The organism is Bradyrhizobium sp. UFLA01-814, from assembly GCF_046718885.1.
Taxonomy (GTDB): Bacteria; Pseudomonadota; Alphaproteobacteria; order Rhizobiales; family Xanthobacteraceae; genus Bradyrhizobium; species Bradyrhizobium elkanii.
Genome location: NZ_JAQOSR010000149.1, coordinates 1 through 23,711, shown reverse-complemented (window position 1 = coordinate 23,711; position 23,711 = coordinate 1). Strand labels below are relative to the sequence as shown.

Here is a 23,711-nt window from a genome sequence, read left to right as displayed (position 1 = left end):
TGGTCGCCAGCGGGGCGCGCTATCGCCGGCCCGAGATCGACAATCTCGATGCCTTTGAAGGCCGCGGCGTCTGGTACTGGGCCTCGCCGATCGAGGCGCGGCTCTGCGCCAACCAGGATGTCGTGCTGGTCGGCGGCGGCAACTCCGCGGGGCAGGCGGCGGTGTACCTGTCGGCGCATGCACGCAGGGTCAATATGATGATCCGCGGCGGCGGGCTCGGGGCCAGCATGTCGCGCTATTTGATCGAACGCATCGAGGCGACGCCGAACATCGAATTGATGTTCAATACCGAGGTGATCGGGCTCGACGGCACCGAGACGCTGCAGCGGGTGCGCTGGCGCAGCCGGCTCGCGCCCGACGAGTTCACCATGGATATCCGCAATCTCTTTTTGTTTGTCGGCGCCGATCCGGCGACCGGCTGGCTCGAGGGCTGCGGGGTGCAGGTCGACCGCGGCGGCTTCGTGATGACCGGCGTGCAGAGCGGCGAAGGCGCGCGCGCCGTGCCGCTGCTCGAGACCACGGTGCCCGGCGTGTTCGCGGTCGGCGACGTCCGCTCTGGATCGGTCAAGCGCGTCGGCGGCGCGATCGGCGAGGGCGCGCAGGTCGTCGCCGCCCTGCACGGCTATCTCGCTGACGCGGGCAGTCCGACGCTGTAAGTACGATTGATGCGGCAAACGCAAACGTTTCCCCGTCATCCCCGCGCAAAGGCTTCGCCTTTGCGCGGGGATGACGGGTTGAAGAGGCGCACAAGGTAAGAGGTCGCGAATGACAAAAGGCTGCACCCATATCGTCGGCATCCAGGACGTCACGCCGAGCGCGCTCGGCTGCGAGGAATGCCTGAAGAGCGGCAGCCGCTGGCTGCATTTGCGCATTTGCCGGACCTGCGGCCATGTCGGCTGCTGCGACGATTCGCCGAACCGGCATGCGACGGCGCATTTCCACGCCACCGGCCATCCCGTGATCGAGGGCTACGATCCGCCGGAAGGCTGGGGCTGGTGCTATGTCGACGAGGTGCTGTTCGACCTGTCGAAGCGCAAGACGCCGCATAACGGACCGATCCCGCGCTATGATTGATTCCGCTTCGCACAGGGCGCACGATGCCGCATCGTGTGACATACGTGCGAAAATTTTCAGCAATCGCCGGCGCCGTCAAAAAATTTGATGAGATGTCGGCCGTCCTGCCATCGAAGCATGTAGCAATTTTCCGTCACGCATCGTAACCTCGCATGCGGGTCTCAGCGGGGAGTGCGCCACATGACGACATTGGTGCTTGTGCACGTCATTATCAGCCTGATTGCAATCGTCGCCGGTGTGCTCGTGATGTTCGGGCTGCTCGGCTCGCGCGCGATGCCTAGGCTGACCGCGATCTTCCTCGTGCTCACGATCCTGACCAGCGCCACCGGCTTCGTGATCCCGCCTTTGGTGACCGAGAAGCTGCTGCCGTCGCATATCATCGGCGGGCTTTCGCTGGTGCTGCTCGCGATCGCCTGCATTGCGCTCTATGCGATGCAGCTCAAGGGCGCCTGGCGTCCGATCTATATCGTGACTGCGATGGTCTCGCTCTATCTCAACGTCTTCGTGCTGGTCATTCAGAGCTTCCTCAAGGTGCCGGCGTTGCAGGCGCTGGCGCCGGCGGTGCCGCCGAACCCGCCGTCCGGGCCGGTGTTTGCGGCGGTGCAGGGCATCGTGCTGGTGTTCTTCGCCGTGGTGATCATCGGCGCCTGGCGTCGGTTCAGGCCGGTCACGTTCGCCTGATCTGACGCGCGCGACATCATTTCGCGGCGACACGCGGCATAAAACACGATGCACGATCGTGCGGCGTCGGGCGCTCATGCCTGACGCGCCGAGAACCGATATATTTGGCAGAAGAGGAGCAATCAAATGCCCACCATCACCACCAAAGACGGCGTCGAGATCTTCTACAAGGATTGGGGCTCGGGGCAGCCGATCGTGTTCAGCCATGGCTGGCCGCTGTCGTCGGACGACTGGGACGCGCAGATGCTGTTCTTCGTGGGGCACGGCTTTCGCGTCGTCGCCCACGACCGCCGCGGCCACGGCCGCTCCGCCCAGGTCGCCGACGGTCATGACATGGATCACTACGCCGACGACCTCGCTTCCGTCACCGCGCATCTCGACCTGAAGGACGCCGTCCATGTCGGCCATTCCACCGGCGGCGGCGAGGTGGTGCACTACATCGCCCGCCACGGCGAGAGCCGGGTGGCGAAGGCGGCGATCCTGAGCGCGGTGCCGCCGTTGATGGTGCAGACGGCGAACAATCCCGGCGGCCTGCCGAAGTCGGTGTTCGACGGCTTGCAGGCCCAACTCGCCGCCAATCGCTCGCAATTCTACCGCGACCTGCCGGCCGGGCCGTTCTACGGCTACAACCGGCCCGGCGCAAAACCGTCGGAAGCCGTGATCCAGAACTGGTGGCGGCAGGGCATGATGGGCGGCGCCAAGGCGCATTACGACGGTATCGTCGCGTTCTCGCAGACCGACTTCACCGAGGATCTGAAGAAGATCAACGTGCCGGTGCTGGTGATGCATGGCGACGACGACCAGATCGTGCCCTACGCCGACTCCGCCCCGCTCTCGGCCAAGCTTCTGAAAAACGGCACGCTGAAGACCTACAAGGGTTTTCCGCACGGCATGCCGACGACGGAGGCCGAGACGATCAACGCCGACCTGCTGGCGTTCATCAAGGGCTGAAGGTGAGAGAGGCTGTGCTCTGCGCCGCGCGTCTCAACATTGCGCAGCCTCAATCCACCTCGCCCGGTGGCTTACTCCTCTCCCCACAAGGGGCAGGGCAATCGCATATGGAATGAACCGATTCTTCCGCGCCGTCATGGCCGGGCTTGTCCCGGCCATCCACGTCTTCTCTTCGCGTGGAAACGAAGACGTGGATGCCCGGGACAAGCCCGGGCATGACGAGTTTGTGGGAACTCCGATCGCCTCAAACGGCCATATGCGATAGCCCTGCCACAAGGGGGAGGAATCCGAAGCATGTGCTCGCCTCACGAGGACTATGTCTCGGAAGCGCCGTGATCGGCTCGCTCACTCGAAAATCGCGCGGATCGCTGCGAACAGGCGCTTGGCGACCAGGTCCGGCTTCTCGCGGGCGCCATCGTCGGCCCAGAGCTCGCTGCCGACGCGCATCGCGCCGGTCGTGATCATCGCGACCAGCCGGGCTTTCATCCGGTCGATCTTGTGGTTGGCGCGCTTGAGCAACGCGTTGGCGAGCTCACGCTCAAGCCTTTCATATTTGGCCTGATCGCGCGCTTGCAGCGCTGGATTGTCGCGCTTCAGCCGCGCTAGCGCGACCGCCTCGCGCGGGTCGATCTGCTTGACCATGTCGGCGATGGCGTTCTCGGCGGCCTGCAGCATGGATTCAGTGGCCGGGCGCGCCGCAACGGCTGCGATCAGTGCCGCGGTACCGTCCTCCTGCCAGGCCAGCACCACGTCTTCCTTCGAGGCGAAATAGTGAAAGAAAGTGCGGCGCGAGACGTCGGCGGCGGCGACGATGTCGTCGAGCGTGGTCGCCTCGAAGCCGCGCTCGAGAAACAGCATCATCGCCGCCTTGGTCAGCCGCTCCCGGGTCTCCTGCCGCTTGCGTGCACGCAGGCCCGCCGCCGGCGGCGGGCGATTCGCTTTGGATTGCATCGACTTGACCGGTTTCTTGGCCGATTTCCTGGCCGGTTTGCGCGCGGGCGCCGGACGTTGCAATTTTTCACCCCTTGCAAAAATGCACTTAGTGCACATTTCGTCGGATGCGGCTGGACCCGCAAGAACCCGACGAGAAACCCGAATCGTGTCGCAAGGAGATATAAGCATGACCGGCTGGAGCACTGCAGACATTCCGCGGCAGGGCGGCAGGATCGCCGTGATCACGGGCGCTACCGGCGGACTCGGCTACGAGACCGCGCTGGAACTGGCGCGCGCAGGCGCCAATGTCGTGCTCACCGGCCGCAACGGCGCCAAGGGGCAGGACGCGCTGGCGCGGATCCGCGCGCAGCTTCCCGATGCCGCGGTGACCTATGAAACGCTCGACCTCGCGGACCTCGCATCGGTTGCCGATTTCGCCGGGCGCTTCGCCGCCACGCATAACGCGCTCGATCTCCTGATCAACAATGCCGCGGTGATGTCGCTGCCGAAGCGGCAGGTCACCGCTGACGAGTTCGAGATGCAGTTCGGCACCAACTATCTCGGCCACTATGCATTGACCGCGCTGCTGTTGCCGCAGCTCCGCCGCGGCCACCAGACCCGCGTCGTCAATCTTTCCAGCCTTGCGCATCGCTCCGGCGTCATCAATTTCGACGATCTGCAGGCCCGCCGTTCTTACGCGCCGTGGCGCGCCTACTGCCAGTCGAAGCTTGCGATGCTGATGTTCGCACTCGAATTGCAGCGTCGCAGTGCGATCAACGGCTGGGGACTGATGAGCAATGCCGCGCATCCCGGCTACGCGCGCACCGAGCTGATCCCGAACGGTCCCGGCACCGACAGCCTGTCGTGGCGGTTCGGTCGATATTTGCAGCCGATCATGAGCCACTCCGCGGCGGCGGGCGCATTGCCGACGCTGTTCGCGGCGACCTCAGCCGCGGCCCAGCCGGGCGGCTATTACGGCCCCAACGGGTTTTACGAGTTGAAGGGCCCACCTGCGCCGGCGCGCATCATGCCGCACGCCAGGGACACCGCGGTAGCGCAGCGGCTATGGGATATCTCGGCGGCGCTGACCGGTGTATCGTTTGATCAGGTCGCAACCGCCGCCTGAACGGATCGGGCGGCAGCGGGGCAATCGAGATGAAGGTCATCTTGTTCGGCGCGACCGGCATGGTCGGGCAGGGCGTGCTGCGCGAATGCCAGCTCGATCCCGGTGTCGAGCGCGTGCTCGCGGTTGGGCGCAGTCCGACCGGGCAGCGCGATGCCAAGCTTGTCGAGTTGATCCACGACGATTTTGTCGATTACAGCGCCATCGAACCGCAGCTTGCCGGCTACGACGCCTGCTTCTTCTGCCTCGGCGTCTCCTCGATCGGCATGGACGAGGCACGCTACCGCCATCTCACCTACGACATCACGCTGGCCGCGGCGACGGTGCTGGCGCGGCTCAATCCCGGCATGGTGTTCAGCTATGTCACGGGGCGCAGCACCGATTCCACCGAGCGCGGCCCGTTGATGTGGGCGCGCGTGAAGGGCAAGACCGAGAACGATTTGCTCAAGCTGCCGTTCAAGGCCGCCTACATGTTCCGGCCCGCCGGGATCCAGCCGCTGTATGGCGTCCGCTCCAAGACCGGCTGGGTGCAGGCGATCTATGTCGCGACCTCGCCGCTGCTTTCCTTTCTGGTGCGGGTCGCCCCGAGCTACATGACGACATCGGAACAGCTCGGCCGCGCCATGCTGAAGGTCGCCCGCGACGGCTACCCCAGGCCGGTGCTGGAGAGCGAGGACATCAATCGCCTCTGAAGCGCGGTGGCCGGTTCCCTCGAGCGGCGATTTCGCCAGGTCTCTTGGTACCTCCCGGGCCGCGAGGCGTTATAACCACCGTCATGTCCCCACCCGCGCCGCTGAAACTGATCGCCCTCGACGCCGATGACCTCGCGGTCATCTCGGCCCATGTGCAGGACGCCCGCGTCCAGCCCTCCGACATCGTCTGGCGCCAGGACGAGAAGCGGCTCGTGGTCGGCCTGAACCGGCTGGACTGGGAGCAGACGCTGTCGGGCGGCACCTGCTCGCGCCGGCTGATCGCCGCGCTCAGGTTCGACCGGGTGCTGGCATGCAAGTCGCGCAATATCGACCTGGAGGCCCCGGAAGCCACCCTGGAACTGCTCGGGATCGAGTTCTATGCCTCCGACCCGCCGGGCGGCAGCGCGCTCCTGATGTTCGGCCATGGCGGGGCGCTGCGGCTGGATGTCGAGTGCCTGGAGTGCGAATTGACCGATCTCGGCACCGACGATCTCGGCGTGGCGCCGGGGTAGTTATGCCGTCGTCCCGGCCTGGTGCGCAATTGCGCCCCAGGCCGGGACGACAGCAATTTCAGCTCCCCCCAAGGGTTGACGGCCATTATCCGCCGCGCCATTGAGCAGGGACCCGAATTCCTCCTAAGAAAGCCGTCATGCCCGTTCGCCTGGACCGACAGAGCGCCGATTTCGAGCAGCGATTCCGCGATTTCCTGGCGGCCAAGCGCGAGGTGTCGGCCGACGTCGAGCGCGCCACCCGTGCGATCGTCGACGACGTGGCGGCCCGCGGCGATGCGGCGCTGCTCGAGGCGACCAAAAAATTCGACCGGCTCGATATCGACGCGGCCGGCCTGCGCATTACGGCAGCCGAGATCGACGCCGCGGTTGCGGCCTGCGACCCCAAGACCGTCGACGCCCTGAGGTTCGCGCGCGACCGGATCGAGACCTTCCACCGCCGCCAGTTGCCGAAGGACGAGCGCTTCACCGATGTCGCCGGCGTCGAGCTCGGCTGGCGCTGGAGCGCGGTCGATGCGGTCGGGCTCTATGTGCCCGGCGGTACCGCGGCCTATCCGTCCTCGGTATTGATGAATGCGGTGCCGGCCAAGGTCGCCGGCGTGCCGCGCGTGGTGATGGTGGTGCCGGCGCCGGACGGCAAGCTCAACCCGCTGGTGCTCGCTGCCGCCCATCTCGGCGGCGTCTCGGAAATCTACCGCGTCGGTGGCGCCCAGGCGGTGGCGGCGCTGGCCTACGGCACCGCGACGATCGCGCCGGTCGCCAAGATCGTCGGCCCCGGCAACGCCTATGTCGCCGCGGCAAAACGGCTGGTATTCGGCAAGGTCGGCATCGACATGATCGCCGGTCCCTCCGAGGTGCTTGTCATCGCCGACGACACCGGCAATGCCGACTGGATCGCGGCCGATCTCCTGGCGCAGGCCGAGCATGACGTCAGCGCGCAGTCGATCCTGATCACCGACAGTGCACGGCTCGCCGCCGACGTCGAGCGTGCGATCGAGGCGCAGCTGGCGACCTTGCCGCGCGCCGAGATCGCCCGCACCTCGTGGAACGATTTCGGTGCCGTGATCAAGGTGGCAAAACTCGACGACGCCGTCGAGCTCGCCAATGCGATCGCGGCCGAGCATCTTGAGATCATGACCGCGGACGCCGAGGGCCTGTCGAACAAGGTCCGTAACGCCGGGGCGATCTTCCTCGGGGCCCATACCCCGGAGGCGATCGGCGATTATGTCGGCGGCTCCAACCATGTGCTGCCGACCGCGCGCTCGGCGCGGTTCTCGTCGGGCCTCGGGGTGCTTGACTTCATGAAGCGAACCTCGATCCTGCGGTGCGGGCCGGATCAGTTGCGTGCGCTCGCGCCCGCCGCGATGACGCTCGGCCAGGCCGAGGGTCTCGATGCCCATTCACGTTCCGTCGGATTGCGCCTCAACCTCTCATGAACAAGCCACCAGACGACGAGGATTCCAACAATCGCATCGTCGCGGTGACGCTCGACGAGGAATCGATCGGCCGTTCCGGGCCCGATATCGAGCATGAGCGCGCGATCGCGATCTACGATTTGATCGAGCAGAACCTGTTCGCGCCCGAGGGTGCCGCCGGGCCGGGGCCCTACACCCTGCATATCGCGATCACCGGCAACCGGCTGATGTTCGACATCCGCAAGGAGGACGGCGCGCCGGTGGTCGCGCATCTGTTGTCGCTGACCCCGTTCCGCCGCGTCGTGAAGGACTACTTCATGATCTGCGACAGCTACTATCAGGCGATCCGGACCGCGACACCGGACAAGATCGAGGCGATCGACATGGGCCGTCGCGGCATCCATGACGAGGGCTCGCGCACGCTGCAGGAGCGGCTCAAGGGCAAGGTGCGTGTCGATTTCGAGACCGCGCGGCGGCTGTTCACGCTGATCACTGTGCTGCACTGGAAGGGTGAAGGCGCATGATCCCGAAAAGTGGATACCGGTTTTCGGATCAGATTATGCGCCAGAAGAAGAGGCGCATGATCGGTGAAGCGGTGATTGACGGGGGCGTGCCCCGATCGAAAAAAGCCTGATCGCATGGAAGCGCCGCGCGCGCGCAACCCCCAGGCCGTGCTGTTCGCATGCGGCCTGAACAGCGTGCGGTCGCCGATGGCCGAAAGCCTGCTGCAGCAGATGTTTCCGCAAGGCCTCTATGTGCGCTCGGCCGGGGTGAGGAAGGGTGAGCTCGATCCGTTCGCGGTCGCCGTCATGGCCGAGCTCGGCCAGGACATTTCCAGCCACAAGCCGCAAACCTTCGAGGAGCTCGAGGACTGGGAGGGGCTGAACTTCGATCTCATCATCACGTTGGCTCCCGAAGCCCATCACAAGGCGCTCGACCTCACCCGCACGCTCGCGGCCGATGTCGAATACTGGCCCACCGTCGATCCGACCGGCACCGAGGGCTCGCGCGAGCAGAAGCTGGCCGCCTATCGCGAGGTCTGCGACGGCCTGTTGCTGCGCATCCGCCGCCGCTTTGCCAAGGCCGGCGCGGCAAACCTGTGAGGCTCGGTGTGGCGAGGGGACCAGCGTGTTCCGATTCGCAGAACCGCCGCTTGTCGCCAGACTGACAAACAGCTGTGCTTATGGGGGCCTTGTCTCCAAGCGGGGGCGCGATTCGCGGCCGGTTCCAAGGTTGTGCATCCATGCCCCATCCGATAGGTTCCGCCCGCGTCCGTCCCCCCGATTCAGCCCAAAAGCCCGCATGCTAGGCCGTCCCAAATTCGTTCTTGCTTCCGGTTCGCCGCGGCGGCTGGCCCTGCTCAACCAGGCCGGCATCGAGCCCGATGCGCTGCGCCCGGCCGATGTCGACGAGACCCCGCGGCGGGGCGAGTTGCCGCGCGCCTGCGCCAACCGCCTGGCGCGCGCCAAGGCCGACGCGGCGCTGAAATCGGTGCATCTTGACGACGACCTGCGCGGCTCCTTCATCATTGCCGCCGACACCGTGGTCGCGGTCGGCCGCCGCATCCTGCCCAAGGCCAATCTGGTCGACGAGGCCGCGCAGTGCCTGCGGCTGCTGTCGGGCCGCAATCACCGCGTCTACACCGCGATCTGCGTGGTGACGCCGCGCGAGGCATTCCGCCAGCGCCTGGTCGAAACGCGCGTGCGCTTCAAGCGGCTCAGCGAGGACGACATCCAGGCCTATATCGGCTCCGGCGAATGGCGCGGCAAAGCCGGCGGCTACGCGGTGCAGGGCATTGCCGGATCGTTCGTGGTCAAGATGGTCGGCTCCTACACCAATGTGGTCGGCCTGCCGCTCTACGAGACCGTGACCTTGCTCGGCGGCGAGGGTTTTCCGATCCGCCACGGCTGGCTCAACTCCGTCGCGGTGTGAGGTATCCACTTTCGTGCATCGAAGATGCGATACGGGTGGGCTCTTTCCTCCTGAACGACTCGCGGTGAGACCCTCCACCCCAACTGCTCCACATCGTCATGGCCGGGCTATGGAACGAGGCCGATAGCCGGACGCGATAGCTTGTCGCAGGGGCGCGCTGCCAAAATATTGAAAACAACCCCATGCAAAGTGGCCGGCGGCCCGGCGTTCGACACGGCAACTTGACTCGTCGGGCAAATCAGCGGCATTCTTCCATTATCCAGAAATCGCGGAAATGCCCCTCGCTCCGAGGCTATCGCCCTGCGCTTGCGGGCGAGGTCGCCGTCTCGAGCCACGAGGCCAAGCACCTGCGCGGCCGGCGAAGACGCATATGCGATTGCCCTACCCGTAAGAGGGAGCGCAGCGGAACATGCGGCAGATGATGTAAACTCCGTCCCAGCCATGACCGACCAAGCCCGAACACCCAAGGCCACACCCTCTGCCACCCCGCGCGCCTGCCCGATCTGCGGCAAGCCCGTCGAGCAGGCCTTCCGCCCGTTCTGTTCGGCGCGCTGCCGCGACGTCGACCTCAACCGCTGGCTGACCGGCCGCTATGTCGTCCCAGGCCGCGAGGACGACGCGGAGGACCCGGAATAGCCATGATTTCCCAACAAGTTGGGGAAAGAGTGCCGGGCGGGCTCGCCGCGCCGAAGCCTTTGGCGAAGGCGGGTGGACACGACGCCCCGACCTCTCTATAAACCGCCCGCTCGCTCCGGCCTTTCGGCCCCGCGGGTATGCCCAGGTAGCTCAGTTGGTAGAGCATGCGACTGAAAATCGCAGTGTCGGTGGTTCGATCCCGCCCCTGGGCACCATTTTCCTACCAATCAGAGCAGAACCGCGAACCACGCGGTGAGCATCCAAGTTTTCGGTTGGATGAGACGCACAGTAAAGTACCGGGCAGGTCGTGGATCGACTCCAATGGAGGATCTCTATTCGATCGTTTAACCGCGGATACAGGCTTTGTATGAAAACTTTTCGGTGCTTCCATCGACACGATTGACCCAGAAACATTTTGAGCCGAAATCGGCGCTCCTGACGCTGAAATGAGTGATGCCTGGCCCGATTTTCGCAGTGGCATCTGGGTGGAGCGCCAGTGCGGCAAGTAGTACCTCGGCATCTCCCGTGCTGACTTTGTCCCCAACATCATATTTATGAAGCATTGCCTTCAAAAACGCAGCGGCATCTCCTTTCTTACTGAAGTGATGAGGGCCAATTGTAATCGGCTTTTTGACCATCAGAGTCTCCCAACCCTATTAGGACGTCGACGTGGCGGCACCTGCGCTACCGTCAGGCAGCAGTTTGGCGCGAATCTCGCGAAGGATGATGGCCGGCATGTCCATGCCCTCAAACTGCGTGTCGCGCTCCCTCACCCAAGCGATGCAATCTTCCTTACTGAGGTCATCTCGCGCGATCTTTTCGTACAGTGTGACAGCGCTCACGCGCGATAATCCGAGCTCGATCAGCGAGAGTAAGGTCCGCGAAGAAACGCCGAACTCGAGCTGCGTTCCTATATCGACATCACCATCGATCAGGTCCTCTCGTCCTATTGCAACTAGGTGCATATTGAGAACGTCGACATAGGCCGATAAATACTTCGGCGCCCGAAACCGGGCGATTTGTTCGACCATCTCCATCGTACTTCGTATCAGGACAGGCAGCTTAAATGACCGACCGGTCCTACGATGGTAGTCGATGTTCCGCGCGATCATTCGAGACAGAGAGAATCCCTTTAGCCATTGCACGACGATCAGTGCGTGAAGCGGAATGATCTTGTCTGGCGTGAACGCCGGAAACAGATATTGGTTGATCCGGCGCATAATCGTCACGAAGCGATCGTAGCTGTCCTGGCTGTCGACGGCGGCCGGCAAAAGATTCTCGACATCACCTTTGTAGTTGCGGAATGCGTCCAACAGACGCTGCATGCCCAGGGCGCTGACACCAGGATGTCGGGCCGCGATATCTGGGCCTATCGCAATCTGCGTAGCGATATTTGCAAGGCTCGCCTCAAGCCGCTCGATGGTCGCGGGATTGTGGCGCTTGGCGAGGCTGGATTGTGCGATTGATCCCTGCCGTAAAAATGTAGCGAGCAAATATGAGGCGACCTGCTCGAATTGATTGGGATCCTCAAAATCGGCCAAATCAGTCGTTGCCCGGCGGTCCAGATAATCCGCAAGGCTATCTCCTTGCTCGATCACCGCGTCGCTTTCGCGCTTGATCGCGAAGCGAGCACGTTCGGGGACACCATCAGGCCAGGCCTGTGTGTTGTGAGGATCGATGCAGATGATGTTCCCCTGGAATTCATCACCCCATCGACCGGCGCGGCCGGCAAGATTCCAGAAATCGTGCGCCTCCATCGGATGACCGATGCCCTTTCTTGGCCCGCGCAGTACAATGGTTCGGCACGACAGATTGACACCTTCGATGAGCGTCGAGGTGCAAACCAGAAACCGAATCTTTCCAGACCGGAACAGCCGCTCGACCTCCGAGCGGATGAGCGACGGCATGTTGCCATAATGAAAGGCAACGCCCCGCTCGACGAGCGGCGCGAGCCTGTAGCGGGGGTGAATGCCCTTGCGCGCCAAATCCGCAAGCTCAAGCAATTCAGGGGCAGGTGGTACTTCCGGTATCAACTGACTGATGAGATCGGCGATGTCTTCGGAATCGGCGGCGCCGTTGGCGTAGACGAGTGTTCCGCCGCGCTCTCCGGCTGCAGCGGCGATGAACGCCAGCTTTTTCTTGAGCGAGCCCGGGCTGCTGCCCAGTTGCACCACGCCCAGCGGAAGCAAGGAGGCGTGTTGGCGTGCCGACAATTTCCATAGTTTGGGCCTACGCGGCACCTGCTCGGCCACAATCACGTTTTGCAGAACGGTTGGTACGTCGCTCTCAAACGACGCGGTGTGCGCCCCGTCCGGAGCATCCGCGAGGAGCTCTTGCGGATTTTGCGTGGCGGGACTGATAAACACAAGTTTGAGCACGGGATTGGAGCGGCTGGCGCGCTCTATGGCATCCTGAAGGATGACGCCGCGTTGGTTGTCTCCGATCTTATGTGCCTCATCGACGACGAGCAGATCGATCTTGAAGGTGCCGCCAATGGCGTTGGCCAGAAGGTGCATTCGCTCCTGCGTCAGCACCAGGATAGCGCGTGGACCGCCTGCGTGGGCCTTGTCGTGTTTTTCACGGACTGGAAGAGAAGAGACTTCTATGCCGCTGCCGGTTCCGAGCAATGAGACCAGATTTGCTTCAATTTCGGCAACGAGCGCCCTCGTCGGCGCCAAATAGACAGCGACCCGCAGATCACTCGATCGGATCTGGTCGATCAGCCATTGCAAGACCAAAAACGTCTTACCGGATGCTGTCGGAGCAGACGCGGAAAGCCACTGGTAATTGTCGGCTTGGCTCCAGAATCGCTGTTGGAAGTCGTTGACCTGAATCCATCGCCCATTGGATTGGACAAGGATCGACTGATCCATTTGGCGGCGCTGTGCCTCGATACGTAGCGCCATACCGAGCCGTCCCTCAATATCGGCGGTGAGCAAACCGCGTTCGGTCGCGAGTGCGACCGCGCGAAAATTCGACAGCTTGTTCAAGAGAACCGCGCCTGAGTCTTTTATCGCTTCATTGTCGGAGAGCGTGATGGCAGCAGTGGCGATACGGAGCGCCGCGTCTTGATATGTCCGCTGATCCGACCGCGCGAGAATGGTTCCCGCAAGCAGAAGCCGCGGCCAGTCGAACGAGGTCGCCTCGTCTTCGGCAGGCGGTACAAGATTGTCCAGTTCGGCCACGACGGTGTGTCGGGTCAGTCGATCGAGGTCCTCGCGTAGACCTTCACCGACAAGCCAGCCTTGCAAATCATTCAGGCTCATGCGGTCTGCCCCATCGCTTTCAGAAACGCGGCCCGGAAGTCTTCAGCAGACGGCAACGGAAGGCAGAAGAGCTCGACTTCAACCTGCTCGAGTTTCTCCTTCTTCAATCGCGTTCCGATCGTTGCGCACCATTTCTTGAGTTCGTTCCGCGCAGCTTCTGCGATTTTGTCCGCAACAGCTTGAACTTGGCCGCTAGGATAGAAAGCTGCGTCAAAGCCGACGAGGGCGACGGCGCAATATTTAACGCGCTTCGACATTGGCGATGTCTTATCGAAGTAACGCTTGAGCGCCTCGGTCAACGCTGGATCGCTCAAATCAGCTTTGTCGCTCAAGAGAATGAGGTCGCGCTCCCGTCCGGCATCCTCGTGCTCAGGCTCGATCAGAAAAGGCGCCACTGAGGCAAGACAGTCTTTGATGGCAGTGGCAGCGTCCTTGTATATTTTAGACTCGCCCCAGTAGAGCTTGAGCATGCCTTCGTGCGTGACGCCGGCATAAACGCCGTCGGCGCCGTGATAGTGCATCCGCGAGTCAGTTTTCAGGTCCATCTTGCACAGGACCTGCGGTAGTTTGAGAAACCGCTCCGCCAGCAGGAAGAGCAGCATCTCACCGCCTTCGCCGGTTTTAGCTAGATCCGTGAACGAGCGGCGCGCCTGTTCGACGAGCGCCGTGACGGCCTCGGTGCTGTTGAATTTGGTCTCGCGCTCCTTTGCCTTGGCAAGCTGGGATCGCGGAATCGCGTAATCAGCCACAGCATTGCGCATGAATTCGGCGAGACGACGCGGCTGTACGCGCCCGTTACCGTCGACAGTGAGGCAGTGACAGTGAATTTTGACTTGGCATCCGTCGATGACGACGTCTCGTTCAACGAGCGACAGATGAACATCTAAAGCCTCGGGATCGCCGGTGAGCGCAGCTGTCAGATCGGCTGCGGTGATGCTTGACAGAAATGCCACCCTTCCTCGTTCCATTCTCGTCCAGCGCCGATGGTCGCTGTTCCAAAGCTCAAGTGAGGCTAGACGGCACAGGACGCTGTCGTCCCTATCAGGCTTCCGGCAAGACTCCTCCTTGTCCGATATCGCATTGGTTGGTTTGGCCGTGAAGGGGCAATTTATACGAGTGCACTAAAAACGCACGGAATTGGAGGGGCTTAGCCCGGGGCCAGTCGCGCCGCCTTCCAATTGAGCTCACCTCTGAATTTTGGTTGGCGGCCAGGTGGGCTCATCATTGAGAAGGAAATTCAGACAAACTAGCCGGGTGATGCATTCCGAGACGCTGGGAAGCCCTCCACCCACGGGCTGAGAATTATATAGATATTTCAATAATATAAGAGTTCGCAGCTTTATTCTGAATGGCGCACCATTTCCGTTTGACAAGCGCCCGGTGCTCCCCGCTGCGCCTCAACCCGCGTACAGATAGTTCGGCAGCCACAGCGTCATGCCCGGCCAGAGATACATGATCACCATGCACAGGATCACGATCAGCATGTAGGGCATCATGCCGGCGAAGATCTGGTTCAGCGTAACGTGCTTCGGGGCGACGCCCTTGAGATAGAACGCCGACATCGCGACAGGCGGAGACAGGAACGCGGCCTGCAAGTTCACGAACACCAGCGTGCCCCAAAGGATCGGATCGATGTTGAAGTGCTTCAGCATCGGCAGGAAGATCGGCACAAAGATGATGATAATCTCGGTCCATTCGAGCGGCCAGCCCAGCACGAAGATGATCACCTGCGACAAGATCATGAACTGCACGGGCGTCATGTCGAGCGAAAGCACCCAGCTTTCCAGCAGCGCCTGACCGCCGAGAATGGCGAACACCGCCGAGAACAGCGCCGAGCCGACGAACAGCCAGCACACCATCGCGGTCGTCTTTGCGGTCAGGAACACCGCTTCCTTCGTGCGCTTCCAGTCGAGCGTGCGGGCGTGGAAAGCGAGGATGAAGGCGCCAGCGGCGCCGACGCCGGCGGACTCGGTCGCGGTCGTGATGCCGAACAGGATCACCCCCAGTACCACGACGGTGAGGATGCCGAGCGGCATCACCGACGACGTCAAGAGCTTCAACACTTCGAAACGTTCGCCGTCCATGCGCAAGTAAGAGCGCGCCGTCCACGCAGCCAGCACGGCGGCTGATATCGCGAACCAGATGTAGAACTGGGTGTCCGGTCCCTTTTCGGCGGCCGACAGCTCCTTCGGCTCGACCGGGCTGCCGAGCTGCTGCAGGCCTTCGACGGCTCCGCTCGCGGCGCCGGGCTGCTGGTGGATCACGACGTACCACCAGACCGTGCCAAGCGCGGCAGCGGTCATCAGGAACGGCACCAGCGAAATGAGGAAGTGCTGCACGATCGCGCCATAGCCCATCGGCTTGCCGTCGATCCGGAGCGTCTTCGCCTTTGCGGGCGAGAGCAGTGCCTTGAACAGGCCTACGAACAGGTTCGGCGAATACAGCGTCGCGAAATTTCTGATCCATTCGGGCACGTTGACGCGGGTCTGTTCCTCCGGCAGCGGCGGGGCGATCTTCGGGTTGATCATCGCCCAGCCCACGACATAGACGAGGTAGAGGAACGCCAGGAAGAAGCCGGGAAGCATCGCCGCCGCATAGAGCTTGACCACGGACTGGCCGGCGACCGCGGCATAGACGATGATCATCACCGAAGGCGGGATCAGGATGCCGAGCGTGCCGCCCGCGGTGATGACCCCGGAGGCGAGCTTCACGTCATAACCGGCGCGCAGCATCGGGTTGAAGGCGATCACGCCCATCAGCACCACCACCGCGCCGACGAGCCCGGAGGCGATGCCCCAGAACGTGCACACGATCAGGGTCGCAACCGCGAGCGAGGCGGGCAGGCGGCGGAAGGCGAGCTGGATCGAATAGAACATCTTGTCGACGAGGGCGCCGCGCTCCATCACATAGCCCATCAGCACGAACAACGGGATGGAGATCAGCACGTCGTTGGTCATCGCGCCGTAGGTGCGCTGGACCATCAGCTCGAAAACCTTGTTGTGCGTCCAGTTCTGCGACGGGTCGTAGAAGGCGATGAAGCCGAAGAACATGCCAAGGCCCATCAGCGTAAACGCCGTGGCAAAGCCCATCATGATGACGACGACGATGAGCGTCAGCATCAACAGGCCGAGCGCCGGATCGCTCATGTGTTCAGGTCCCCGCCCATGCCGCGCTGCCGCGCCATTTCATCGATGCGCGCCGCGCCCTCGATGGCGAGCTTGCGCGATTCCTCGTCCACGAATTCAGAGTGCGCGAGCTGCTCCCCGATGACGTCGGTCTCGGCGACGTCGGCAAGCCGGCTCGGCCATTCGCCGGTCTTCAGGCACACGATGCAGCGGATGATCTCGCCGATGCCCTGCAGCATGATCAGCGCGCCCGCGATCGGGATGACGGTCTTGAAGTGGTATACCGGCGGGCCGTCCGCCGTGACGTTGGAATGCTCGTTGATGTGCCAGGAGTCCGCGGCGTAGAAGTAGCCGGCATAGATCAGCGCGGCGATGCCCGGGATGAAGAAGACGAAGTAGAGAACGAGGTCGAGCGCGGCCTGCGTGCGCGGGCGCATCGAGGAGTACAGGAAGTCGCCGCGGACATGGGCGTTCTGCGCCAGCGTATAGGCGCCGCACAACATGAACAGCGACCCATACAGCATGTTCTCGGCGTCGAAGATCCATGCCGTCGGCATGTTCACGGCATAACGCTTGAACACCTCGATGCAGACGACGCTCATCAGGACGATCATCAGCCAGGCGGTCGCCTTGCCGACCCAGGTGGAGATGCCGTCGATCGTGTGCAGCAAACGCTGTACGCTCATGTGATACGGTTCGGCATAAGAAACGATCCCAACATAGCACAGGGCCCCCCGTCGGGGGGCGGACGGCGCCTTGCCGGCTTTATCTCGCCATCAGAGTTTCTTGGCCGCGGCGTTTGGCCCGAAATAGTGATCGTAGGCCATGCGGCGGCTCACCACCGTGTCCTGCTCCCACTGCGTCGCGCGCTTGGCGAACTCGATCTGCGACTGCACGATCTCCTTGAACAGGGGATTTTCCGCCGCCTTCTTCTTCACCACGCCATCATAGATCTCGAGCTGCTGCTTCAGGATGGCGTCGGGCGTCTTGTAGAACTTGACGTTGTCCTTGGTCTGCAACTCGACGTAGTCCTTGGAGTAGCGGTCGATCGCCTTCCACGACATATCGGCCGAAGCCGCGTCCACCGCGTTGGCGATGATCGCCTTCATCTTCTCCGGCAGCGCGTTGTACTTGTCCTTGTTGAACGTGATCTCGAACTGCTCGGCGTTCTGGTGATAGCTCTGCAGCATGCAGACCTTGGAGACGTCGGGGAAGCCGAGCACGCGGTCCGAGGTGGCGTTGTTGAATTCCGCCGCGTCCAAGAGGCCGCGGTCCATGGCGGCCACGATTTCGCCGCCGGGCAGAGCGTTCACGGCTGCGCCCATCCCTGAGTACACGTCGATGGAGATTCCGACGGTGCGAAACTTCAGCCCCTTGACGTCGTCGGGCTTGGTGATCGGCTTCTTGAACCAGCCGAACGGCTGGGTCGGCATCGGACCGTAGGGGAACGAGACGACATTGGCGCCGATCGATTCATAAAGTTTTGCGAGCAACTCCTTGCCGCCGCCATAGCGGTGCCAGGCCAGCAGCATGTTGGCGTCCATCGCAAAGCCCGGTCCCGAGCCCCAGAGCGCCAGCGCCGTCTGCTTGCCGTAGTGATAGACCAGCACGCCATGGCCGCCGTCGAGCACGCCCTTGGAGACGGCATCGAGCAGCCCGAAGGCGGGCACGACAGCGCCTGCCGGCAGCACTTCGATCTTGAGCTCGCCGCCGGTCATGTCGTTGACCTTCTTGGCGTAGTCGAGGGCGTATTCGTGGAAAATGTCCTTTGACGGCCAGGTACTTTGCCAGCGCATGCTGATCGGCCCCTGGGCGCTGACGACGCTCGGCGCGGCTACCGTCGCGGCGGCCCCCGCAGCAGCGACCTTGAGAAAGCCGCGGCGGCTCGAAGTGCTGCCCTTGTTTGATTTGGTCATGGCTGCCTCCTCCCCTTTGAAATAGCGGTCCTTTGCGGATCGGCCCTTTTTTATTGGAACAAGTCAAAGTCTTGCGCAGTGGTTTGGCAAGAATGTTCGGAATGATGCGACGCTACGACGCGGACTGCGGTGATGACGCGCCACACGAGAACCGACCACGGAAGCGTAGCCGCCTTTCGGAAGAGCAGATCATCGGAATTTTGAAAGAGCATGAGGCCGACGTTTCGGCCGCCGATCTGCCGCAAGCATGGCGTCAGCGACGCCAGCATCTACACATGAAGAGCGAAGTTCGGCGGGATGGAGGTGTCGGAGGCCAAGCGGCTGAAGACGCTGGAGGACGAGAACACGGCTGAAGCGGTTGCTGGCCGACGCCATGGTCTGGACGGCATGTGTGGTCCACCCCGTCCATGCATGCTGTCGTGACGTCGTGGGTGACGATTTCAGCTGCATGAATGTATCCGGCCTCTCGCGAGTGGACTGCTGTTGCAGAGATCCCAGCACGCGGTTCATGCGCTGACGCCTTAAATTATATAGTTACTTCAATAACATATGAGTTCAAATTTTTATTCCGAATGGCGCACCATTCCCCCGATGCGATCGTAGCCAGCCATCCCTCCACGCAGACGCTCGTCCCGGCGTAGCCCGAAGGGCGAAGCCGGATGGTTCGATTCCGCCCCGGGGCGCCAGAATTCCTACGCCCAACCTGTCGGTGGCTCGATTCCGCTCCCTGCACGAGATGTAGCGGTATTGGCGCAATGTGACACCTCTGTGTGAGTAGGATTTTGAGTAGGGCGGATTTTCCGCCGGGCCGCCTACTCACGAAAGGGGTGGCGGGTCGATTCCTCTTTTGCAATCGAGCGGTCGCAGATTTTCTAGCGCATGCTTCAATGAGGGGCATGTACAGGTACGTCGTGTGCAGTCACTCGACAGCCGACGGATTCCAATTTGTCTTCACGCCCGCGAAAGAGCTGAGGCAGCACGATTTATTGCCCCGATGATCGTAGCGATCCAACCCACAAGGCCAAACACATTCAAATCCTTTCATGATTGCCCCTGGTGGCAAATCGAGCCGGCATGCATCGTACAACGTCTTCGACGACGGCTCCAAATCCGCTACAGAGCTACTTTCAGATAGGGTGCGGTCAAGCTGCCTTTTGCGTCGGCAACTTCACGCGGAACGCCGCCGGCGATAACGCGACCGCCGTCTTCGCCGGCCCCGGGGCCGAGATCGATGACCCAGTCCACCTGCGCGATGACCCGCATGTCATGCTCGACGACGACGACGGTGTTGCCGGCGTCGACAAGTCCCTGCAGTTGACGCATCAGGCGGTCAACGTCGGCGGGATGGAGGCCGGCAGTCGGTTCATCGAGCACATAGAGTGTACTGCCGTGCTGCGCACGCTGGAGTTCGGTCGCCAACTTGATCCGTTGCGCTTCGCCGCCAGAGAGTTCCGTCGCCGGCTGGCCCAGCCGCAGGTAGCCAAGCCCGATCTCGCGCAACACGGTGAGCGGCCGCAACACCTGCGCTTCGTCGGCGAAGAACTGGCAGGCCTCGTCGACGGTCATCTGAAGCACTTGCGCGATGTTGCGGCCATGCCATTCGATCTCGAGCGTCTGCGGATTGTAGCGGCTGCCGTTGCAGGTCGAGCAGGGCGCATAGACGCTGGGCAGAAACAGCAACTCGACCATCACAAAACCTTCGCCCTCACAGGTCGGACAGCGCCCTTGCGCGACGTTGAACGAGAATCGACCTGCGCTGTAGTGGCGCTTTCGCGCCATGGGCGTGGCGGCGAAAAGCTTGCGTACATGATCGAACAGGCCGCTATAAGTCGCCAAATTCGAGCGCGGCGTGCGCCCGATCGGCTTCTGGTCCACCTGGACAAGGCGGCGGATGTGGTCCATGCCGCCAACAATGCGCCCTTCGGCGGCCGCCTGCGTCACCGCAAGCAGAGGATCAAGCTCGTCCTCGTCCGACGCGGCGAGCGGCCGCCCGAGTCGTTCGCTCACCAGTTCAGGGAGCGCCTGGCTCACGAGACTGGATTTGCCAGAGCCCGAAACGCCGGTGACCGCCGTAAAGCAGGCGACCGGAAATGCGACATCGAGACCATGCAGGTTGTTGCGCGTCACACCTTCCAGCCGCAGCCAGCCCTTGGGTGGTCGGGGCGTGCGCTCGACCGCAGCCGGTTTGCCGAACAGATAGCGGCGGGTGATCGAGGCCTCGACGTCTGCCAGCCCCGCAGGCTTCCCGCTATAGATGACGCGGCCGCCCTTCTCACCGGCTCCCGGGCCCACGTCCACCAGCCACTCGGCACGGCCTATGAGATCGAGATCGTGCTCGACGACGAACAGCGAGTTGCCCGCGGCCTTGAGGCGTTGAAGGATGGCGAGCAATGCCTCGCCATCCGCCGGATGCAGCCCGGCCGAGGGCTCGTCCAGCACATAGACGACACCGAACAGGTGCGAAGATAGCTGGGTCGCAAGTCGCAGGCGCTGCAGCTCGCCCGACGACAGCGTTGGCGTGCTCCGGTCCAGCGACAGATAGCCGAGCCCGAGATCGGTGAGCGGCGCAAGGCGCTCGAGCAATTCCGAAGCCAGGCGTTGGGCGGCGATACGCTTTTCTTCGGAAAGATTCGGGGTGCGGCGGATGTCTGGCGCACTCTTGTGCGCCGATCCGCCTGCGGCGACCCGGCGCTCGATCGCAGCACTACGCGCCTTCTTGTCGAGGACGCCGGCGTGCGAGTATTCTTGCGCGCCCGTCTGCTCGCCGCGCGCAACGGGCGTCAGCAATTCCGCCAGTTTCAAGAACGACAGCTTCCCGAATTCGGAAATATCGAGCCCTTTGAATTTCACCGACAGTGCCGCGCGCGTCAGCCGCTTGCCGTGGCAGGTCGGGCATTCCTGGCCGATGATGAACTGCGTGACACGCTTTTTCATCAAGGGGCTTTTTGTGTTGGCGAACGTATCCAGCACATAGCGCCGGGCACCCGTGAACGTGCCCTGATAGCTCGGTTCAAAGCCGCGCTTGATCGCGACGCGCGTTTGCTGCGGCGTAAGGCCTGCATACACCGGCACGGTCGGTTGCTCGTCCGTGAACAGAATCCAGTCGCGGTCCTTTTTCGGCAGATGGCGCCAGGGCGTGTCCACGTCGTAGCCAAGCGACACCAGAATATCGCGAAGATTCTGTCCGTGCCATGCGGGCGGCCAGGCGGCGATTGCGCGCTCGCGAATCGTCAGCGAGCTGTCCGGCACCATCGTTTTCTCGGTCGCGTCGTAGATCCGGCCGAGTCCATGGCAGGTGGGGCAGGCCCCTTCGACGGTGTTCGGCGAGAAATCCTCGGCATAGAGCATCGGCTGATTCCGCGGATACTCGCCGGCGCGGGAATAGAGCATCCGCACCAGGCTCGACAGTGTCGTCACGCTGCCGACCGACGAGCGCGCATTCGGCGAACTCCGCTGCTGCTGCAAGGCAACTGCCGGCGGCAATCCGTCGATCGAGGTCACGTCCGGAACGCCGGCCTGGTCGATCAACCGGCGTGCATAGGGGGCGACCGATTCCAGGTAGCGGCGCTGCGCCTCGGCATAGAGAGTGCCGAATGCGAGCGATGACTTGCCGGATCCGGATATGCCCGTAAACACCACGAATGCGTCGCGTGGAATGTCGACGTCGACATTCTTCAGATTGTTTTCGCGCGCGCCTCGTACCCTCACACAATCGGATCGCTCTGCAAGTTTGTCCCGAGCGGCGGTCAATACCGGGTCCGGATCTCCGTTCATGTCACGCCTTTCCGGGGCGGCATCCCGTTTGGGTGGTCGCTCGTCTTTTCGTGCTCATTCGAAAGATAACGGCCGATAAGAGACTTGAGGCGATCAAAAAAGAAACTGGAGGCACTGTAACAGGGAGCGATACGCGAAATACTGCCAGACGCGACGATTATTGCGATTAACTGTCGCTCCGCGTTGTCGGAGATCCAGCCGATGAACCGCGTTTCACCGCCCTCCGGAATGCCTTCACCGCCGACGCGCCATTTAGGCAGGGGGCTTCCGAGCGCCCGTAACCTGCCGCAGCTGCAGAGTGGTTCTGAATTTCGAGAGGATGAGCCGTAAATTATAGTGTAATTTCAATGATATAAGAGTTCATTGTTTTATTCTGGGTGGCGCACCATCCCCTTGACGCTACCGTAATCTGCAATCGCTCCACGCAGGCGCTCGTCCCGGCGTAGCCCGGAGGGCGAAGTCGGATGGTTCGATCCCGCCCCTGGGCACCATCCCCTTGATGCTTCCGTAATCGGCAATCGATGCGCTGACAACTCGCGCGCGAACGCGACCTTCGGCCGCGCCGCCGATGTCGCCGCGACCGACAGGAGATGAGCCAGGCGGCCCTTGCAGGCCGCCTGGCTGAGAGCAGACAAGCCTATTGGCAGAGATGCTGGAGTCCGTCGGACCCCTTGAAAGTGGTACCGGGCCTGCAGACGATCCCATTGTGCGAGGCGTAGCTGTTCCAGTCGCCGTTCCACGCGTAGTAGTCGCCATATGCGGCGGGTCGATCGTAGGTGTTGTATGCGGCGTAGGAATTGCGCCAGCCGCTGAAGGGAGCGGTCGCGATCGCCGCGGCTGTTCCGACGGCAGCGCCCGCCACGCCGGCGGCGGCCCCCACCGGTCCCACCGGTTCGCGATAGGCGGTTCGCCGCTGATAATAGCCTCGCCTGCTGTCGTACGGGCTTCCGGCTCCTCTATTGAGGCAGTTGGCGTTGGCGAACTGAGATGAACAGGCGGCCGGGTTGGAGAAGACCGCTTGCGCCGACGCGGGGCTCGAAACTGCGGACGCCACTATCACGGCCGCGCCAATGATTCTCAGGTTCATCATGCGTTGCTCCCTAGATTGGTTTGCTTGCGACAGGGCTCGCTAAAGCCACACCGGAACGTTCCCGGTTTTTCTCGCATCCAACCAAATGCAACCTCAGGAAGAGGTTCCTGCGCGCCTCGCACGACGCATCAAATCGACGTGACTGATGGACGATTGAAGGATGACTTCAGCGAAGCTGCACAGGCGCGGCGTAGTGCCGACTGAAGATGGGCCGAGCGACACGACAGGAATCAAAATGCCGCTCCCCGTCGGCGAAGGCGCAAAGCTGCGTTCGATGATGACGCCTTCGCATATACGGGGAAGTCTTCGCAAATACGGGAAAGTCCGGCCTTTGTATCAATTGGTAGAAAAGCGCTATGGGCGAGCGCGATGACGATCCTGATCGGTTTCGGTGATCAGGATCGCGCGGACTTCGACGCAGAGCGGCCCATTGCGGAGCGACGCCGCCACAGACCTCGTTGCCGAACTCGTTCGCGCAATCCGGGCCCAAGTTGATCAGGCGGTCCGCGATCTCGAACTCGGCGGAGATGTGATTAGCCCGGCATCGCGGACGCGGAGATGCCTAACAGACCCTCACACTCTGCTGGACATACG

General features: G+C 62.6%; 21 protein-coding genes, 1 tRNA gene and 1 pseudogene. 14 read left to right on the top strand and 9 right to left on the bottom strand.

Annotated elements, in window-relative coordinates; translation table 11 throughout:
* The 4 genes from PMN64_RS33295 to PMN64_RS33280 all read left to right on the top strand — a co-directional run.
* A partial coding sequence (locus tag PMN64_RS33295; RefSeq protein WP_411783747.1) for an NAD(P)/FAD-dependent oxidoreductase occupies window positions 1-656 on the top strand: 656 nt, incomplete at its 5' end.
* 109 nt (window positions 657-765) lie between these two features.
* Window positions 766-1,074 carry a UBP-type zinc finger domain-containing protein gene (locus tag PMN64_RS33290; protein ID WP_411783746.1) on the top strand — a complete coding sequence of 103 codons (309 nt, stop codon included), beginning with the start codon at window positions 766-768 and terminating at the stop codon, window positions 1,072-1,074.
* Between the two features lie 180 nt (window positions 1,075-1,254).
* Window positions 1,255-1,755 carry a hypothetical protein gene (locus PMN64_RS33285; RefSeq protein WP_411783745.1) on the top strand — a complete coding sequence of 167 codons (501 nt, stop codon included), beginning with the start codon at window positions 1,255-1,257 and terminating at the stop codon, window positions 1,753-1,755.
* Window positions 1,756-1,881: 126 nt separating this feature from the next.
* Window positions 1,882-2,706, top strand: coding sequence for an alpha/beta fold hydrolase (locus PMN64_RS33280; RefSeq protein ID WP_411783744.1), 825 nt, complete (start codon window positions 1,882-1,884; stop codon window positions 2,704-2,706).
* Window positions 2,707-3,051: 345 nt separating this feature from the next.
* Here PMN64_RS33280 and PMN64_RS33275 read toward each other — a convergent pair whose 3' ends face one another.
* On the bottom strand, window positions 3,052-3,657 hold the full coding sequence (locus PMN64_RS33275) for a TetR family transcriptional regulator (protein WP_411783743.1): 606 nt from the start codon (window positions 3,655-3,657) through the stop codon (window positions 3,052-3,054).
* A gap of 169 nt (window positions 3,658-3,826) precedes the next feature.
* Here PMN64_RS33275 and PMN64_RS33270 point away from each other — a divergent pair, with 169 nt between their 5' ends.
* The 9 genes from PMN64_RS33270 to PMN64_RS33230 all read left to right on the top strand — a co-directional run bounded on the left by PMN64_RS33270 (window position 3,827) and on the right by PMN64_RS33230 (window position 10,161).
* On the top strand, window positions 3,827-4,765 hold the full coding sequence (locus tag PMN64_RS33270) for an SDR family oxidoreductase (RefSeq protein ID WP_411783742.1): 939 nt from the start codon (window positions 3,827-3,829) through the stop codon (window positions 4,763-4,765).
* A 29-nt stretch (window positions 4,766-4,794) separates the two neighbouring features.
* Window positions 4,795-5,454: an epimerase gene (locus tag PMN64_RS33265; RefSeq protein WP_411783741.1), complete on the top strand. Its 660-nt coding sequence runs from the start codon at window positions 4,795-4,797 to the stop codon at window positions 5,452-5,454.
* Between the two features lie 83 nt (window positions 5,455-5,537).
* Window positions 5,538-5,966 carry a DUF2948 family protein gene (locus PMN64_RS33260; RefSeq protein ID WP_028333715.1) on the top strand — a complete coding sequence of 143 codons (429 nt, stop codon included), beginning with the start codon at window positions 5,538-5,540 and terminating at the stop codon, window positions 5,964-5,966.
* Between the two features lie 137 nt (window positions 5,967-6,103).
* The gene (hisD, locus tag PMN64_RS33255; RefSeq protein ID WP_411783740.1) at window positions 6,104-7,399 is read left to right on the top strand and encodes a histidinol dehydrogenase; all 1,296 of its coding nucleotides are present in this window, start codon (window positions 6,104-6,106) and stop codon (window positions 7,397-7,399) included.
* Window positions 7,396-7,902, top strand: coding sequence for a UPF0262 family protein (locus PMN64_RS33250; protein ID WP_016841326.1), 507 nt, complete (start codon window positions 7,396-7,398; stop codon window positions 7,900-7,902). Before hisD ends, PMN64_RS33250 begins: the two co-directional genes overlap by 4 nt.
* Window positions 7,903-8,016: 114 nt before the next feature.
* A complete protein-coding gene (locus tag PMN64_RS33245) occupies window positions 8,017-8,481 on the top strand; it encodes a low molecular weight phosphatase family protein (RefSeq protein ID WP_304497425.1) in 465 nt (154 codons plus the stop codon).
* Window positions 8,482-8,680: 199 nt separating this feature from the next.
* Window positions 8,681-9,310, top strand: a complete 630-nt coding sequence (locus PMN64_RS33240; protein ID WP_018269043.1) for a Maf-like protein — start codon at window positions 8,681-8,683, stop codon at window positions 9,308-9,310.
* A gap of 441 nt (window positions 9,311-9,751) precedes the next feature.
* Entirely contained in the window at window positions 9,752-9,946 is a 195-nt protein-coding gene (gene yacG, locus PMN64_RS33235) for a DNA gyrase inhibitor YacG (protein ID WP_069280262.1), read from the top strand.
* A gap of 139 nt (window positions 9,947-10,085) precedes the next feature.
* Window positions 10,086-10,161: transfer RNA gene (locus tag PMN64_RS33230), tRNA-Phe, on the top strand.
* A gap of 129 nt (window positions 10,162-10,290) precedes the next feature.
* Here PMN64_RS33230 and PMN64_RS33225 read toward each other — a convergent pair.
* The 6 genes from PMN64_RS33225 to PMN64_RS33200 all read right to left on the bottom strand — a co-directional run bounded on the left by PMN64_RS33225 (window position 10,291) and on the right by PMN64_RS33200 (window position 18,253).
* Window positions 10,291-10,584 carry a DCL family protein gene (locus tag PMN64_RS33225; protein WP_411783739.1) on the bottom strand — a complete coding sequence of 98 codons (294 nt, stop codon included), beginning with the start codon at window positions 10,582-10,584 and terminating at the stop codon, window positions 10,291-10,293.
* A gap of 18 nt (window positions 10,585-10,602) precedes the next feature.
* Window positions 10,603-13,212 carry a DEAD/DEAH box helicase gene (locus PMN64_RS33220; RefSeq protein WP_411783738.1) on the bottom strand — a complete coding sequence of 870 codons (2,610 nt, stop codon included), beginning with the start codon at window positions 13,210-13,212 and terminating at the stop codon, window positions 10,603-10,605.
* Entirely contained in the window at window positions 13,209-14,165 is a 957-nt protein-coding gene (locus PMN64_RS33215) for a DUF1837 domain-containing protein (RefSeq protein ID WP_411783737.1), read from the bottom strand. The genes PMN64_RS33220 and PMN64_RS33215 overlap by 4 nt, the downstream gene beginning before the upstream one ends.
* A 444-nt stretch (window positions 14,166-14,609) precedes the next feature.
* Window positions 14,610-16,358, bottom strand: a complete 1,749-nt coding sequence (locus tag PMN64_RS33210; protein WP_411783736.1) for a TRAP transporter large permease — start codon at window positions 16,356-16,358, stop codon at window positions 14,610-14,612.
* A complete protein-coding gene (locus PMN64_RS33205; protein ID WP_035630999.1) occupies window positions 16,355-17,023 on the bottom strand; it encodes a TRAP transporter small permease subunit in 669 nt (222 codons plus the stop codon). Before PMN64_RS33205 ends, PMN64_RS33210 begins: the two co-directional genes overlap by 4 nt.
* A 90-nt stretch (window positions 17,024-17,113) precedes the next feature.
* Entirely contained in the window at window positions 17,114-18,253 is a 1,140-nt protein-coding gene (locus tag PMN64_RS33200; protein WP_304497422.1) for a TRAP transporter substrate-binding protein, read from the bottom strand.
* Between the two features lie 104 nt (window positions 18,254-18,357).
* On the opposite strand from PMN64_RS33200, the pseudogene PMN64_RS33195 reads away from it, so the two are divergent.
* A pseudogene (locus tag PMN64_RS33195) lies at window positions 18,358-18,632 on the top strand (transposase); the annotation flags it as partial.
* A 734-nt stretch (window positions 18,633-19,366) separates the two neighbouring features.
* Here the strand turns inward: PMN64_RS33195 and PMN64_RS33190 are convergent.
* Window positions 19,367-22,027: an excinuclease ABC subunit A gene (locus tag PMN64_RS33190; RefSeq protein ID WP_411783735.1), complete on the bottom strand. Its 2,661-nt coding sequence runs from the start codon at window positions 22,025-22,027 to the stop codon at window positions 19,367-19,369.
* Window positions 22,028-22,664: 637 nt separating this feature from the next.
* On the bottom strand, window positions 22,665-23,117 hold the full coding sequence (locus tag PMN64_RS33185) for a hypothetical protein (RefSeq protein WP_411783734.1): 453 nt from the start codon (window positions 23,115-23,117) through the stop codon (window positions 22,665-22,667).
* Window positions 23,118-23,711: the final 594 nt, after the last annotated feature.

What these genes read in the sequence shown, in the direction of transcription:
- PMN64_RS33290 (WP_411783746.1), top strand. Translation starts at nt 766, where the DNA reads ATGACAAAAGGCTGCACCCATATCGTCGGCATCCAGGACGTCACGCCG.
- PMN64_RS33285 (WP_411783745.1), top strand. Translation starts at nt 1,255, where the DNA reads ATGACGACATTGGTGCTTGTGCACGTCATTATCAGCCTGATTGCAATC.
- PMN64_RS33280 (WP_411783744.1), top strand. Translation starts at nt 1,882, where the DNA reads ATGCCCACCATCACCACCAAAGACGGCGTCGAGATCTTCTACAAGGAT.
- PMN64_RS33275 (WP_411783743.1), bottom strand. Translation starts at nt 3,657, where the DNA reads ATGCAATCCAAAGCGAATCGCCCGCCGCCGGCGGCGGGCCTGCGTGCA.
- PMN64_RS33270 (WP_411783742.1), top strand. Translation starts at nt 3,827, where the DNA reads ATGACCGGCTGGAGCACTGCAGACATTCCGCGGCAGGGCGGCAGGATC.
- PMN64_RS33265 (WP_411783741.1), top strand. Translation starts at nt 4,795, where the DNA reads ATGAAGGTCATCTTGTTCGGCGCGACCGGCATGGTCGGGCAGGGCGTG.
- PMN64_RS33260 (WP_028333715.1), top strand. Translation starts at nt 5,538, where the DNA reads ATGTCCCCACCCGCGCCGCTGAAACTGATCGCCCTCGACGCCGATGAC.
- hisD (WP_411783740.1), top strand. Translation starts at nt 6,104, where the DNA reads ATGCCCGTTCGCCTGGACCGACAGAGCGCCGATTTCGAGCAGCGATTC.
- PMN64_RS33250 (WP_016841326.1), top strand. Translation starts at nt 7,396, where the DNA reads ATGAACAAGCCACCAGACGACGAGGATTCCAACAATCGCATCGTCGCG.
- PMN64_RS33245 (WP_304497425.1), top strand. Translation starts at nt 8,017, where the DNA reads ATGGAAGCGCCGCGCGCGCGCAACCCCCAGGCCGTGCTGTTCGCATGC.
- PMN64_RS33240 (WP_018269043.1), top strand. Translation starts at nt 8,681, where the DNA reads ATGCTAGGCCGTCCCAAATTCGTTCTTGCTTCCGGTTCGCCGCGGCGG.
- yacG (WP_069280262.1), top strand. Translation starts at nt 9,752, where the DNA reads ATGACCGACCAAGCCCGAACACCCAAGGCCACACCCTCTGCCACCCCG.
- PMN64_RS33225 (WP_411783739.1), bottom strand. Translation starts at nt 10,584, where the DNA reads ATGGTCAAAAAGCCGATTACAATTGGCCCTCATCACTTCAGTAAGAAA.
- PMN64_RS33220 (WP_411783738.1), bottom strand. Translation starts at nt 13,212, where the DNA reads ATGAGCCTGAATGATTTGCAAGGCTGGCTTGTCGGTGAAGGTCTACGC.
- PMN64_RS33210 (WP_411783736.1), bottom strand. Translation starts at nt 16,358, where the DNA reads ATGAGCGATCCGGCGCTCGGCCTGTTGATGCTGACGCTCATCGTCGTC.
- PMN64_RS33205 (WP_035630999.1), bottom strand. Translation starts at nt 17,023, where the DNA reads ATGAGCGTACAGCGTTTGCTGCACACGATCGACGGCATCTCCACCTGG.
- PMN64_RS33200 (WP_304497422.1), bottom strand. Translation starts at nt 18,253, where the DNA reads ATGACCAAATCAAACAAGGGCAGCACTTCGAGCCGCCGCGGCTTTCTC.
- PMN64_RS33190 (WP_411783735.1), bottom strand. Translation starts at nt 22,027, where the DNA reads ATGAACGGAGATCCGGACCCGGTATTGACCGCCGCTCGGGACAAACTT.
- PMN64_RS33185 (WP_411783734.1), bottom strand. Translation starts at nt 23,117, where the DNA reads ATGATGAACCTGAGAATCATTGGCGCGGCCGTGATAGTGGCGTCCGCA.